The sequence below is a fragment of the Streptomyces pseudoechinosporeus genome (genome assembly GCF_054783935.1).
Genome location: NZ_BAAGPS010000025.1, coordinates 20,623 through 33,460, shown reverse-complemented (window position 1 = coordinate 33,460; position 12,838 = coordinate 20,623). Strand labels below are relative to the sequence as shown.

At 70.8% G+C, this 12,838-nt stretch carries 11 protein-coding genes; 3 read left to right on the top strand and 8 right to left on the bottom strand.

What is annotated here, in order from left to right:
• Positions 1–3: 3 nt before the first annotated feature.
• A complete protein-coding gene (locus ACYVO6_RS27150) occupies positions 4–393 on the top strand; it encodes a winged helix-turn-helix transcriptional regulator (RefSeq protein WP_461065547.1) in 390 nt (129 codons plus the stop codon).
• Here ACYVO6_RS27150 and mutM read toward each other — a convergent pair.
• From mutM to recG, 8 genes are all read right to left on the bottom strand, one after another.
• The gene (gene mutM, locus ACYVO6_RS27145) at positions 366–1,226 is read right to left on the bottom strand and encodes a bifunctional DNA-formamidopyrimidine glycosylase/DNA-(apurinic or apyrimidinic site) lyase (RefSeq protein ID WP_461065545.1); all 861 of its coding nucleotides are present in this window, start codon (positions 1,224–1,226) and stop codon (positions 366–368) included. The genes ACYVO6_RS27150 and mutM overlap by 28 nt on opposite strands.
• 153 nt (positions 1,227–1,379) lie before the next feature.
• The gene (rnc, locus tag ACYVO6_RS27140; protein ID WP_461065543.1) at positions 1,380–2,204 is read right to left on the bottom strand and encodes a ribonuclease III; all 825 of its coding nucleotides are present in this window, start codon (positions 2,202–2,204) and stop codon (positions 1,380–1,382) included.
• A 19-nt stretch (positions 2,205–2,223) separates the two neighbouring features.
• A complete protein-coding gene (gene rpmF / locus ACYVO6_RS27135; protein ID WP_033321093.1) occupies positions 2,224–2,397 on the bottom strand; it encodes a 50S ribosomal protein L32 in 174 nt (57 codons plus the stop codon).
• 2 nt (positions 2,398–2,399) lie between these two features.
• Positions 2,400–3,044, bottom strand: coding sequence for a YceD family protein (locus ACYVO6_RS27130; protein ID WP_461065541.1), 645 nt, complete (start codon positions 3,042–3,044; stop codon positions 2,400–2,402).
• 173 nt (positions 3,045–3,217) lie between these two features.
• Positions 3,218–4,312 carry an ATP synthase F0 subunit B gene (locus ACYVO6_RS27125; RefSeq protein WP_461065539.1) on the bottom strand — a complete coding sequence of 365 codons (1,095 nt, stop codon included), beginning with the start codon at positions 4,310–4,312 and terminating at the stop codon, positions 3,218–3,220.
• Positions 4,313–4,422: 110 nt separating this feature from the next.
• The gene (gene coaD, locus ACYVO6_RS27120; protein WP_461065684.1) at positions 4,423–4,902 is read right to left on the bottom strand and encodes a pantetheine-phosphate adenylyltransferase; all 480 of its coding nucleotides are present in this window, start codon (positions 4,900–4,902) and stop codon (positions 4,423–4,425) included.
• Between the two features lie 26 nt (positions 4,903–4,928).
• On the bottom strand, positions 4,929–5,516 hold the full coding sequence (gene rsmD, locus ACYVO6_RS27115; protein ID WP_461065537.1) for a 16S rRNA (guanine(966)-N(2))-methyltransferase RsmD: 588 nt from the start codon (positions 5,514–5,516) through the stop codon (positions 4,929–4,931).
• 84 nt (positions 5,517–5,600) lie between these two features.
• Positions 5,601–7,799 carry an ATP-dependent DNA helicase RecG gene (gene recG / locus ACYVO6_RS27110; protein ID WP_461065535.1) on the bottom strand — a complete coding sequence of 733 codons (2,199 nt, stop codon included), beginning with the start codon at positions 7,797–7,799 and terminating at the stop codon, positions 5,601–5,603.
• 160 nt (positions 7,800–7,959) lie between these two features.
• On the opposite strand from recG, the gene ACYVO6_RS27105 reads away from it, so the two are divergent.
• Positions 7,960–9,804 carry an HSP90 family protein gene (locus ACYVO6_RS27105; RefSeq protein WP_461065533.1) on the top strand — a complete coding sequence of 615 codons (1,845 nt, stop codon included), beginning with the start codon at positions 7,960–7,962 and terminating at the stop codon, positions 9,802–9,804.
• Positions 9,801–12,803 (top strand): tetratricopeptide repeat protein, encoded by a 3,003-nt coding sequence (locus tag ACYVO6_RS27100; RefSeq protein WP_461065531.1) that lies wholly within the window; start codon positions 9,801–9,803, stop codon positions 12,801–12,803. The genes ACYVO6_RS27105 and ACYVO6_RS27100 overlap by 4 nt, the downstream gene beginning before the upstream one ends.
• Positions 12,804–12,838: the final 35 nt, after the last annotated feature.

Below are 12,838 nucleotides of genomic sequence, written 5' to 3'. Positions count from 1 at the left end.
GGTATGGACCTCACGGAGACACAGGATCTTCCGTTCGACGTGTTCTCCAAGGCGTGTCCCTCGCGGGGCACCCTGGAGCACGTCACAGGGCGCTGGGGCGGGCTCACGCTCGGGGCGTTGCACGAAGGCCCGTTCCGCTTCAACGAGCTGCGTCGGCGCATCGACGGCGTGAGCGAGAAGATGCTCTCCCAGACGCTGCACGCGCTGGAGCGCGACGGTCTGGTGCACCGCGAGGCGCAGCCCACGAACCCGCCGCGCGTGGACTACGAACTCACGCCGCTGGGCCGCGGGGTCGCCGAGCGGCTGCTGTCCCTCATCCACTTCACGGAGGGGCACATGGGCGAGGTCCTGGCGGCGCGCGAGCGTTACGACGCGACGCGCGGCACTCGCTGACAGCGCGGGCAGAAGTAGCTGGACCGGTTCATCCAGGGCCGCCGCCGGATCGCGGTGCCGCAGCGTCGGCACGGCTCGCCCTCCCGCCCGTAAGCGTCAAGGGACCGGTCGAAGTAGCCGGACTCGCCGTTCACGTTGACGTACAGGCTGTCGAAGCTGGTGCCGCCCGCGGTGAGGGCCTCGTACAGCACGTCCCGTACGTGGCCGAGGAGTTCGGCGGTGCGCGGGCGGGTGAAACCGGTGGTCGGGCGCTCGTAGTGCAGTCGCGAGCGCCACAGCGCCTCGTCCGCGTAGATGTTGCCGACGCCGCTGATCAGTGACTGGTCGAGCAGGGCCCGCTTGATGGTCGTACGTCGTCTCCGCAGCGCCTCGTGGAAGGCGGCGTCGTCGAACTGCGGGTCCAGTGGGTCGCGGGCGATGTGCGCGATGACGTCGGGCAGTCCTTCGGGAGTGGTCGTGTGCAAGGAGAGCCCGCCGAAGGTGCGTTGGTCGACGAAGCGCAGTTCGGTGTTGAGGGTGTCGTCGAAGCGAACGCGGATACGCAGGTGCTTCTCGTCGGGCGCCCCCTCCGGCTGGACGAGCAGCTGGCCGCTCATGCCCAGGTGCGCGAGGACGGCGCTGGGCTGGTCGGCGAGTGGCAGCCAGAGGTACTTACCGCGGCGCTGGGGCAGTCCGATGCGGTGCCCCTTGAGCCGGGCGCCGAAGTCCTCGCCTCCGGCGATGTGCCGGCGTACCGCGCGCGGGTGCAGCACCTGTACGTCGGCGACGATCCGTCCGCTGACCCAGCGCTCGAGGCCGCGCCGTACGACCTCGACCTCAGGAAGCTCGGGCACGGTTCTCCTCCGGATGCGTGGACGGGCGGCTCGGGCGCCCCGAGCCGGGGCAGCGTACCGCTGCCTCCTGGCCGGGCCCGCCCGGGGCTGCTGAACACGATCGCCCGCCCCCTCAGGGGGACGGGCGATCGGCGACGGCTGTGGGGCCGTGGGTCAGGCGGGAGCGGTGTCGGAGCTCGCGGTCGAGGGGATGCCAGCCTCCCCCTCGGCGTCCGCGGCGGCCTTCGTCGCCCGCACGCGCTCGTCCGCGGCGGAGCGGATCTCCCGCCACGCGGACTCCGCGGCCTGCTGCTCCGCTTCCTTCTTGCTGCGGCCGGTGCCGGTGCCGTACGAGACGCCTCCGACGCGGGCGGCAGCAGTAAAGGTCTTCTCGTGGTCCGGGCCGGTCTCCGAGACCAGGTACTCGGGCACGCCGAGCCCTTCGGTCGCGGTGAGCTCCTGGAGACTGGTCTTCCAGTCCAGGCCGGCACCGAGATTCGAGGACTTCTCGATCAACGGGTCGAACAGGCGGTGCACCAGCTCCGCCGCCGAGTCGAGCCCCTGGTCGAGATAGACCGCGCCGATCACCGCTTCCAGGGTGTCGGCAAGGATGGACGCCTTGTCCCGGCCGCCCGTGCCCTCTTCGCCCCGGCCGAGCCGGATGAAGGAGCCCAGGTCGAGCCCGCGGCTCACCTCCGCCAGTGCACGCGAGTTGACCACCGCGGCCCGCAACTTGGCCAGCTGGCCTTCGGGCAGGTCGGGGTGGGTGCGGTACAGCGTGTCCGTGACCACGAGGCCGAGTACGGAGTCCCCGAGGAACTCCAGGCGCTCGTTGGTCGGCAGACCGCCGTTCTCGTACGCGTACGAACGGTGGGTCAGCGCACGCACCAGAAGGGCGGACTCCAGCTTGTAGCCGAGCCGCCCTTCCAGAAGCGTGTGGGACGAGGCCGTTTTGTCCGCCTTTTTCTTGGCGTTTACGTCCGCCTTGGCGTCAGACATGAAGCCTCTCACCAGCCGCTCAGACCTCGAGGACCTGGCGCTTGTTGTAAGTGCCGCAAGCAGGGCACGCGATGTGCTGCAGCTTGGGCTCGTGGCAGCGCTCGCACGCAACCAGGTTGGGGACCGCAGCCTTCCACTGCGACCGGCGGTGGCGCGTGTTGCTGCGCGACATCTTCCGCTTCGGAACAGCCACGGCTACTTCTCCTGCTTCTCGTCGGCGCCCGGTTCGGCGCCGCTGGTCTCGTCCTTCTCGCCATCTTCGAGTGAACCGGCGAGTCCCTGCAGTGCCGCCCAACGGATGTCGACGGCGTCATGGTGGTGGCCCGGTTCGTCCGAGAGACGTACTCCGCACTCGGAGCACAGTCCTTCGCAGTCTTCCTGGCACACCGGCTGCATCGGCAGTGCGAGCACCACCGCATCACGCAGCACAGGCTCGAGGTCGAACAAGCCGTCCTCGATGAAGAGCCTGTCCTCGTCTTCCTCGGCGTCGTCGGCCGGTTCCCCCTTGGGGCGGCCCCGGTCGTCGGCGTCAGGGTACGAGAACATCTCCTGGAAGTCCGCTTCGAGCTCCAGCTGAAGCGGCTCCAGACACCTTACGCACTCCCCCTCGGCGACGGCCCGGGCGGTGCCTGTGACCAGCACACCCTCCATGACCGACTCGAGCCGGAGTTCGAGCTCCACCGGGGCGCCTTCCGGCACTCCGATCACTCCCTGGAGACCGAGGTCCTTGGGAGCGTCGACCGCACGGGTCAGCCGCTGCAGCGCACCAGGCCGTCGCCCCAGCTCGTGTGTGTCGAACACGAGAGGGTTGCGGTGGTCGAGGCGGGCGTTCAGGGCCATTCCTGCTTTCGATCTTGAAACTCAGAGGTTCGCCGCCCCAGATGTTCCCGGGCAGCGTGGATCGCCGACGAACGCGCGACCGAAGAGCCAGGATACTGGACCTTCCGCTCTCGGCCCAATCCGGTGTGTGCCGGCGGTCCAGGACACGGACGTACGCCGCTGTGGGCGCCCCGTCAGCGTCCGCCGCGCTCCTGCTCGTACTGGCGCAACTGCTCGGCGCTGATCATGCTCGTGTCGAAGAGGCTGGTCTCGTCGAGGGCGTGCGCCTGCGGCTCGGGCTGCTGCTGCCCATAGGTCTGCTGCCCCTGGCCGGGATCGTATCCGGCCTGCTGGGCGTTCGGGTCGTAGCCCTGCTGCGGATAGGCGGCGTACGGATCGGCCTGCGGCGCCTGGTACGCGTACGGGTCCTGCTGGGCGTACTGCTGCTGATAGCCGTACGCGTCCGTCTGCTGCTGATACGCGTACTGCTGCTGGTCCTGCTGGCCGTACGGCTGCTGGGCGGGAACGGCCGGAGCCGGTTCGGCGGGCCGGGCGGGGGTGTCCGCGGGGGCCGCGAGGCCGTCCAGGTACTCGGCGTCGGAGGTGTGCTGCACGGGCGTCCCGTCGTCCGCGAAGCCTCCCAGGTCGCCCAGGTCGTCGCTGGCGATCCGGCCGTGCAGCTTCTGGCGACCGCGGCCGACGGCGTCCAGGGTCTTGGCGAGGACGGCCTCGAAGGCACCGAGCTTGACGTCGACGTATTCATCGGCGTTGCGGCGCAGGGTCTGAGGGTCGTGGCTGCGCTCGGGCGCGTCCTCGTCCTCGTATCCGTGCTCGTCGAGGCCGGGGCCGGTACCGAGGAGCTTCTCGCGGCCGCGGCCGACGGAGCCGAGGGTCTTGGTGAGGACGACCTCGAAGTTGGCGAGCTTGGAATCGACGTACTCGTCGGCCTCCGCGCGGATCTCCTCGGCCTCCTTGCGGGCCTCGGCGAGGATGCGGTCGGCCTCGTTCTGGGAGCGGCGGGCGACCTCGGTGCCGGAGATCAGCGAGCCGCGCTCGGCGTGCGCGGACTCGATGATCCGCTGGGCCTCCTCGCGGGCCTGCTCGACCAACTGCTCGCGCCCGCCGATGAGTTCTTGGGCCTGGGCGAGGGAGCCGGGCAGGGCCTGGCGCACCTCTTCGAGCAGGGAGAGCAGCTCGGCGCGGTTGACCACGCACGAGGCCGACATGGGCATCGAACGGGCGCTGCCGACCGCCGCGACGATCTCATCGAGCTTCTTCTGCACGTCCACCGTGTGCTCGCCACTCTCTACAGCTGTGATGAAGACGGACGGATCGACTGTACGGCCACTCCCGCACCATCCGACACCGGGTGACGCACTGTCAGCCCGCGGGGGCCGTCTCAGTCCTTCTTGAGGCGTTCCCTGAGCGCTTCCAGGACGACCGGCGGCACCAGGTGGGAGACGTCGCCGCCCCAGGTCGCGACCTCCTTGACGAGCGAGGAGGACAGGAAGCTGTAGGTGGGGTTGGTGGGGACGAAGAGGGTCTCGACTCCGGAGAGGCCGTTGTTCATCTGGGCCATCTGGAGCTCGTAGTCGAAATCGCTGACCGCGCGGAGTCCCTTGACGATCGCGGGAATGTCGCGCTGCTTGCAGAAGTCGACGAGGAGGCCGTGGAAGGACTCCACCTCGACGTTCCCGAACTCCGCGGTGACCTGGCGGATCAGGTCGATCCGCTCGTCGATCTCGAAGAGGCCCTTCTTGGACTGGTTGATCATCACCGCGACGTGCACGACGTCGTAGAGCTTGGACGCTCGGGCGATGATGTCGAGGTGTCCGTTGGTGATCGGGTCGAATGACCCGGGACAGACGGCGCGGCGCAACTGAGGTCCCTCGCTCTCCGGTCCGGTCATCGTGCGTCTTCGCACGTAGAGGCGGCGCGACCGTACCAAAACGTGCCCTCGCCGTAGCGACGGGAGCGCAGGGCCTCGAAACCGCCGGGCCATCGGAATTCGCCACCTCTAGTACTGCGTTCAACGGTGACGAGAGCTTCGCCCGTGAGCCAGCCTTCCGCGCGGAGTGTGAGCAGTATCTCGCGAAGATCGTCGTCCGGGACGTCGTACGGCGGATCGAGAAAGACCAGATCGTACGGGGCTGTCGGCGCCCCCGCGCGGATGATCTGGGCCGCTTTGCCGGATCTCACCTCGGCGCCGGGCAGCCCGAGCGATTTCACGTTCTCCCGGAGGGTGCGCACCGCGCGGGCGTCGACCTCGACGAGGAGGGTGTGCCCGGCGCCGCGCGACAGTGCCTCCAGGCCTACGGCGCCCGAGCCGGCGTACAGGTCGAGGACGCGCTCGCCCTCCAGGGGGCCGCCGAGCAGGGACTGCCAGGTGGAGAACAGGCCCTCGCGCGCGCGGTCGGAGGTGGGCCGGGTGCGGTGTCCCGGCGGGACGGCCAGACGGCGTCCGCCGGCTGCGCCGGCGATCACGCGGGTCATGTCCTCTGTTCCTCGGTCCTTGTCGGTGATGCGGTGTGCGGTTGTGGTCTGTCGGGTGCTCCTGCAGTGGTCGTTCCCAGTCTGTCAGCCCTTCTCCAGATACTGCTCTCTCTCCTCGTCGAGCAGGGCGTCCAGCGCGGTGCGCAGGGCGGGCAGGTGCTCCAGGTCCGGGTCGGCGGCGACGACCGCGGCGGCCTCCTCGCGGGCCTCGGCGATGATCTCCTCGTCCTCTATGACAGTGAGCATGCGCAGCGACGTACGGGCGCCGGACTGGGCCTGGCCGAGGACGTCGCCCTCGCGGCGCTGCTCGAGGTCGATGCGGGAGAGCTCGAAGCCGTCGAGGGTGGTGGCCACGGCGTTCAGCCGCTGGCGGGCGGCGCTCGCCTCAGGCATCTCGGTGACCAGCAGGCACAGGCCGGGCGCCGAGCCGCGGCCCACCCGGCCGCGCAGCTGGTGCAGTTGGGAGACGCCGAAGCGGTCGGCGTCCATGATCACCATCACCGTGGCGTTGGGCACGTTGACCCCGACCTCGATGACCGTCGTGGCGACCAGTACGTCGGTCTCGCCGGCGGCGAAGCGGCGCATGACCGCATCCTTGTCGTCGGGCTGCATACGGCCGTGCAGGACCTCCACCTTGAGCCCCTGGAGCGGCCCCTTGGCGAGCTGGTCGGCGATGTCGAGGACAGCGAGGGGCGGGCGCTTCTCGGCCTCGTCCTCGGGGGACTTCTTCTTGGCCGAGCTGTCCTCCTCGTCGCCGATACGGGGGCAGACGACGTACGCCTGATGGCCGCCCGCGACCTCCTCGCGCACCCGCTCCCAGGCCCTGGCCAGGAAGTGCGGCTTGTCGGCGGCCGGGACGACATGGCTGGCGATGGGTGAACGCCCGGCCGGGAGCTGGTCGAGGACGGAGGTCTCCAGGTCGCCGAAGACGGTCATCGCGACCGTACGCGGGATGGGCGTGGCGGTCATGACCAGCAGGTGCGGTGGCTGCTTGCCCTTGCCGCGGAGCGCGTCGCGCTGCTCCACTCCGAAGCGGTGCTGCTCGTCGACGACGACCAGCCCGAGGTCGTGGAACTGCACCTTGTCCTCGATCAGCGCATGCGTGCCGATCACGATCCCGGCCTCTCCGGTGACCAGGTCAAGGAGTGCCTGACGACGGGCGGCGGCGCCCATGGAGCCGGTCAGCAGCACCACTTTGGTGGCCTTCTCGGCCCCGCCCAGCATGCCCCCCTCGGCCAACTCCCCCATCATCTCCGTGATCGACCGGTGGTGCTGCTGGGCGAGCACTTCGGTGGGCGCGAGCATGGCGGCCTGCCCGCCCGCGTCGACGACGGCGAGCATGGCGCGCAAAGCCACCAGCGTCTTGCCGCTGCCGACTTCTCCCTGGAGCAGCCGGTGCATCGGGTGCTCGGTGGCGAGGTCGTCGAAGATCTCCTTGGAGACCTTTCGCTGGCCCTCGGTGAGGGTGAAGGGGAGCTTGGCGTCGAAGGCGGTGAGGAGGCCGTCTGGGGTGGGTTTGCGGGCGACGGCCGGGAGTTGGGCGTCCACGTAGCGACGGCGCGCCAGGGCTACTTGGAGCACGAAGGCCTCGTCCCACTTGAGGCGGTCGCGGGCTTCTGTGTAGTCGGCCTTGGTGCGCGGCTGGTGGATCTTCAGGAGCGCTTCGGGAAGGGGGAGGAGACCACGGCCGTCCCTGAGCGAGTCCGGCAGCGGGTCAACAGCCTCCTGGGCGCTCGGCAGCACGGTCTGGATGGACTTGCCGATCTTCCAGGACTCCAGCTTGGCGGTGGCCGGGTAGATCGGGATAAGAGATCCGGCCCACTTGTCGATGGCCTCCTCGCCGTCCCCTCGCAGCAACTCGTAGGCAGGATGCGCAAGTTGGAGTCGGCGGTTGAAGACGGAGACCTTGCCCGCGAACAACGCGCGCGTGCCCGGCAGGAGATCCTTGTGGGGCTTATGGGCGCCCTTGCCGAAGAAGACCAGCTGGAGTCTGCCGCTGCCGTCCGTGATGGTCACTTCGAGGCGCTGGCCCTTCCCGCGCGGGGCCTTGGGCGAGGAGAAGGTGACCAGGCGGGCGTCGGCGACCTGGGCGACCACCGTGACGTGCTCGTCCATGGGCAGGTCGGCGAGGTGGGTGAGCTGGCCGCGCTCCTCGTACCTGCGCGGATAGTGGTGCAGCAGGTCGCCGACGGTGTGCAGGCCGAGGAACTCGGCCATCACCTTCGCGGTGGCGGGGCCGAGCACCTTCTTCAGTGGTTCATCTAGCGCGGGCACGAGATCCATTGCACACCACGCCACTGACAACGCCGTATACGTCCTGGAATTCCGCTGGTCAGGCGGGTCTGTTCGGCCCTAGGATGACGCGCTCCGGCCTTGTTCGCGGTCACCTCGCGGGACCGCCCGACCCCGCGCCGTCGCACGTCCCCCCACCGGCGCAGCGACGATGGACTCTCAGACTTCGGATTCTCAGACTTCCCAGGCATCTCAGTCACCTCATACGTTCCAGGTCGACCTGCGTGGACTCGTGGACCTGCTCTCCCACCATCTCTACTCCAGCCCCAAGGTCTACCTGCGCGAGTTGCTGCAGAACGCCGTGGACGCGATCACGGCCCGCCGCGCCGAGCAGCCGGACGCGCCCGCCCGGGTGCGGCTGTTCGCGGAGGCCGGCGCGCTGCGCGTGGAGGACTCCGGGATCGGGCTCACCGAGGCGGACGTGCACAACCTCCTCGCGACGATCGGCCGCAGTTCCAAGCGGGACGACGGTCTTGAGTCGGCGCGCTCCGACTTCCTCGGGCAGTTCGGGATCGGCCTGCTGGCCTGTTTCGTGGTCGCCGAGCGCATCCGGGTGGTCAGCCGCAGCGCGCGTACGCCCGACGCACCGCCCGTCGAGTGGACGGCGACGGACGACGGCTCGTACACGGTCCGTACGCTGTCTGATGAGGCCCGTACCGAACCGGGTACGACCGTGCATCTGGTGGCCCGCCCGGGCGCCGCCGAGTGGCTGTCCGGGGAGCGTGTGCTGTCGCTGGCCCGGGACTTCGGATCGCTGCTGCCGTACGACGTACGGGTGGGCGACGAGGCGGTCACGGACCTTCCGGCGCCCTGGAACCGCTCGTACCCCTCTCCCGCCACCCGAAGGGTGGCCCTGGCGCGGCACTGTCACGACCTGTTCGGCTTCACGCCGCTGGACTCCATCGAGCTGGACGTGCCGCTCGCCGGGATCCGCGGCGTGGCGTACGTGCTGCCGTCCGCGGTCAGTCCGGCCCAGCGCGCCGGTCATCGTGTGCACCTGAAGGGCATGCTGCTCACCGAGCGGGCCGAACAACTGCTGCCCGACTGGGCGTTCTTCGTGCGCTGCGTCCTCGACACGGACAGTCTGCGGCCCACCGCGTCCCGGGAGTCGCTGTACGAGGACGAGACCCTGGCGGCCGTACGGGAGGCGCTGGGCGAGCGGATCAGGTCCTGGCTGACCGGGCTCGCCGCAGGTGATCCGGAGCGGCTGGCGGCCTTCCTGTCGGTGCACCACCTGGGCGTGAAGTCCCTTGCGCGGCACGACAAGGAGATGCTGCGCACGATGCTGCCGTGGCTGCCCTTCGAGACGAGCGACGGACGGCTGTCCCTGGAGGAGTTCGCGTCGCGGCACCCGGTGGTGCACTTCACGCGGACCGTGGAGGAGTACCGGCAGGTCGCCCCGATCGCCTCCGCACAGGGCGTCGGGGTGATCAACGGCGGCTACACGTACGACGCTGAGCTCGTCGAGGCGCTGCCCTCGGTGCGCCCGGGGACGGTGGTCGCCGAGCTGGACGCCGACACGGTGACCGCTCACCTGGACGCGGTCGACCCGGCCGAGGAGCTGGCGCTGTCCGGCTTCCTGGGGGCCGCGCGGGCGAAACTCGACCCCCTGGGGTGCGATGTCGTTCTGCGCGCCTTCCATCCCCTCTCCGTGCCCGCGCTGCACCTGGACGACCGGTCGGTGCGTCACGAACAGGCGCGTGCGGACGCCGAGGAGCAGGCCGACGACCTGTGGGCGGGCATCCTCGGCTCGCTGCGCGGCAGCGCCCCACGCGCGCGGCTGGTCCTCAACCACCTCAACCCGCTCATCCGGAAGGTCAGTTCACTCGAGGACCCGGAGCTGATCGGAACGGCCACGGAGTCCCTCTACGGGCAGGCCCTGCTGATGGCACAGCGACCGCTGCGCCCCGCGGATTCGGCACTCCTGAACCGCGCGTTCATCGGCCTCCTGGAGTGGGCCACTCACAGCAACTCCCCGGAGGAGGGCGGCCGATGAGCGCGACCATGGACTTCGAGGCGCTGCGCCAGGCGATGGCCGAGAACTACGAGCAGCCGGAGGGCCCCGCCCGCAACGCGCGCGCGGAGCAGCTGCTTTCTCAGGCCGAGAAGCTGAACATCCCGCTCGCCGTGATCGAGGCGCTCGGGCACCAGCTGAAGGTCTACAACTACAGCTCCGAGAAGGACAAGATGTTCGTCCCCTTCGCGCGACTGCTGCGCATGTGGGACGAACGGCCCGAGGACTTCGACGAGTACGAGGTCCACTCGCTGCACTGGGTCTTCAAATGGATGTCGGCCGGCATGCTGAGCCAGCCGCACATTCCGCTCGCCTCCATCGAGAAGTGGCTCGGCGAGATGGAGCACCGCTATCGCCTCGCCGGACACTCCGAACGGGCCGTGCGCAGCGCCGAGTTCAGCGTGGCCGCGCATGTCGGGGACATGGCACGTGCCGAGCGGGCGTACGCGGCGTGGCTGGCCGCCGACCGGGACAGCATGGCCGACTGCCACGCCTGTGAGCTGCACGAGCAGGGCTGGTGGCAGGCGCAGCGGGGCGAGGACGCCCGGGCGCTGGAACTGTGGCAGCCGGTCCTGGAAGGCGAGTACACCTGCGCCCACGAGCCGCACACGGCGCTGGCGTCCTCGCTGCTCCCGCTGCTGCGGCTGGGCCGCCTGGACGAGGCGCGCGCCCACCATCTGCGGGGCTTCCGGCTGGTGCGGCCCATGGAGAGCATGCGGGGCGCGTACGCCGACCATGTGGAGTTCTGCGCGCTCACCGGCAACGAAGCGCGCGGCCTGGAGCTGCTGGCGGAGCGTCCGGCGTACTTCACGGACTCCGGGGAGCCTCGCAGCAAGCTCGACTTCATGTCCGTGGTGGCCCTCCTGATGGACCGGGTGAGCGAACTCGGCAGGGGCGACCAGCCGGTGCCCGGCCCGGCCGACCGTACGTGGACGGCACGTGAACTCGCCGCCCACGCGCGCGGGGAGGCCCTTTCGCTGGCCGCCCGCTTCGACAAGCGCAACGGCACGGCGTACGTCGGCACCCTCGCCCGGGAGCGCATGAGCCGACAGCCGCTGGTGGACCGGCTGCCCCTGGGCGTACGGGCACGGACCGTGACGGTGCCCGCGAGGCCCTCGCCTGCTCGGACTGCCGTCGACACACCTGCCGCATCCGCATCCGCATCCGCCGAGCCGGACCTGTCCGCGCTGCTCGCCGAGGCCCGTCGGCTCTCAGCGGCGCTGCACCCGGAGTCCGTCGCGGCGTGGGCCGCGGTCGCCGAGGCGGCCGGTGGCGAGGAGCTGGCACCCCGGGACCGCGCGGAGATGACCGACCACCAGGCGATGGGCCTCGGTCCCGAGGGCGTGGAACTGTTCGCCCGCGCCGCCGAGTTGTACACCGAGGCGGACGACCCGGGCGAGGCCATGGCGGCACGCGCGCGTGGAGCGTACGTACTGGCCCTCTCCGGCCGCACCGACGAGGCACTGGCCGCGGCCTCGGAGCCGTACGAGCGGGTGCTCGGCCTCCTCGCGGAAGGCGGGACCGGGGTCCAGCAGGCGGCCTCCGTGCTGGTGGGGCGGGCGCGGATCCTGTTGCAGCGGGTGCACGATGCAGCGGAGGAGGGCGAGAACGGCCTCTCCGGAGGCGAGGGAGGCGAGGCGTTCGCCGCCGCGGAGTCCGCCGTGCGGGAGCTGCTGGCCCTCGCCGAGCCGCACACCGGGGACGACCTCCTGGTCGCCTCACGCGCCGCGGAGGCGCACGCCATGCTCGGGGAGCTCGCGGCGCACGCCGGGGACGTGGAGCGGGCCACGGAGCTGCTCACGCGGGCCTCGGAGGCGTTCGTGGCGGCCGGGCTGCCGTGGTTCGCGGTGGAGTACGAGGCCCGGCTCACCGGCATGGCACGCCACCTGGGCGACGCCGAGGCGGCGGAGCGGGCGGCCCGGGCGGCGCTGGAGCACGGCGGGCCGTACCTGGAGGCGATGGGCCACGCCCAGCTGCACCTCCAGCTGGCCGAAGTCCTCGGCGCCACCGGCCGGTTCGGGCCCGCCGCGGAGCATGCCCTGGAGGCGGCGTACTGGGCCGACGAGGGCGGCGAGGGGGCCACGCTCGGCGCCTGGGCCCGGCATCAGCTCGGCGGTTTCCTGGTGGGCCAGGGGCGGTGGGCGGAGGCCGCGGAGGTACTGGAGTCGGCGCTGCCCGAACTGGCCGCGGAGACCCACGGCGACGGTGCGCTCGTGCAGACCCGATGGTGGCTCGGCGACTGTCTCACCGAGCTCGGGGAGCACCGCGAGGCCGCCGAGCACTGGCTCCAGGCCGCCGAGATCGCCCGGCACTGGCCCGAGCAGCGCGACCACGCCATGCTCGCGCACCTCGCCGCGGAGGCCCTGGGGAACGCCGGGCTGCCCGACCAGGCGGAGCGGGCCTACGAGCGCGCCGGTGGCCTGTGGCGTTCCCTCGGCAACGTTCACGGGCTGGTCCGCTCCCTGCGGGCGCGGTCCTGGCTCGCGGCACGCGAGGAGGGCTCCGGGCTCGATGCGGCACGGGAGTTGATGGCGGCGGCGGTCCGGGAGTGCGAGGCCGCCGTACCGGAGGACGATGACGCGCGTGACCGGCTCGTCGCCGAACTGGCCGATACACACCGGCAGTTCGGCGATCTGATCGCACGGTCCGTGGCCGGCGACGCCGACGACGAGTCGATCAACGCCGTGTTCGAGGAGTCCCTCGCCCACATCACGCGGGCCGTCACAGGCTTCGCCTCCTTGGGCGAAGCGGGCCTCCACCGCCGTACGGGCGCCGAACTCGCCGCCGGCTGGCTGGAGGCCGACCTCGAGCGCCCCGAAGCGGCGGCGGCACGCGCGCGCGTGGTTCTCGCGGCATACAGGGAGGCCACCTCCCCCGACGATGCAGCCGAGGCCGCTACTGCCGACGAAACGGTGGCGTCTCGACGGGCGGAGGCGGAGCACCTGCTGCGCGTCACGGGAGCGGAGACCCAGGAGCCGTAGAAGGGGACGACTTGCCCGAACCCACGCCGTCGGGC

What these genes read in the sequence shown, in the direction of transcription:
- ACYVO6_RS27100 (WP_461065531.1), top strand. Translation starts at nt 9,801, where the DNA reads ATGAGCGCGACCATGGACTTCGAGGCGCTGCGCCAGGCGATGGCCGAG.
- ACYVO6_RS27130 (WP_461065541.1), bottom strand. Translation starts at nt 3,044, where the DNA reads ATGGCCCTGAACGCCCGCCTCGACCACCGCAACCCTCTCGTGTTCGAC.
- ACYVO6_RS27150 (WP_461065547.1), top strand. Translation starts at nt 4, where the DNA reads ATGGACCTCACGGAGACACAGGATCTTCCGTTCGACGTGTTCTCCAAG.
- ACYVO6_RS27105 (WP_461065533.1), top strand. Translation starts at nt 7,960, where the DNA reads ATGGACTCTCAGACTTCGGATTCTCAGACTTCCCAGGCATCTCAGTCA.
- recG (WP_461065535.1), bottom strand. Translation starts at nt 7,799, where the DNA reads ATGGATCTCGTGCCCGCGCTAGATGAACCACTGAAGAAGGTGCTCGGC.
- rsmD (WP_461065537.1), bottom strand. Translation starts at nt 5,516, where the DNA reads ATGACCCGCGTGATCGCCGGCGCAGCCGGCGGACGCCGTCTGGCCGTC.
- rnc (WP_461065543.1), bottom strand. Translation starts at nt 2,204, where the DNA reads ATGTCTGACGCCAAGGCGGACGTAAACGCCAAGAAAAAGGCGGACAAA.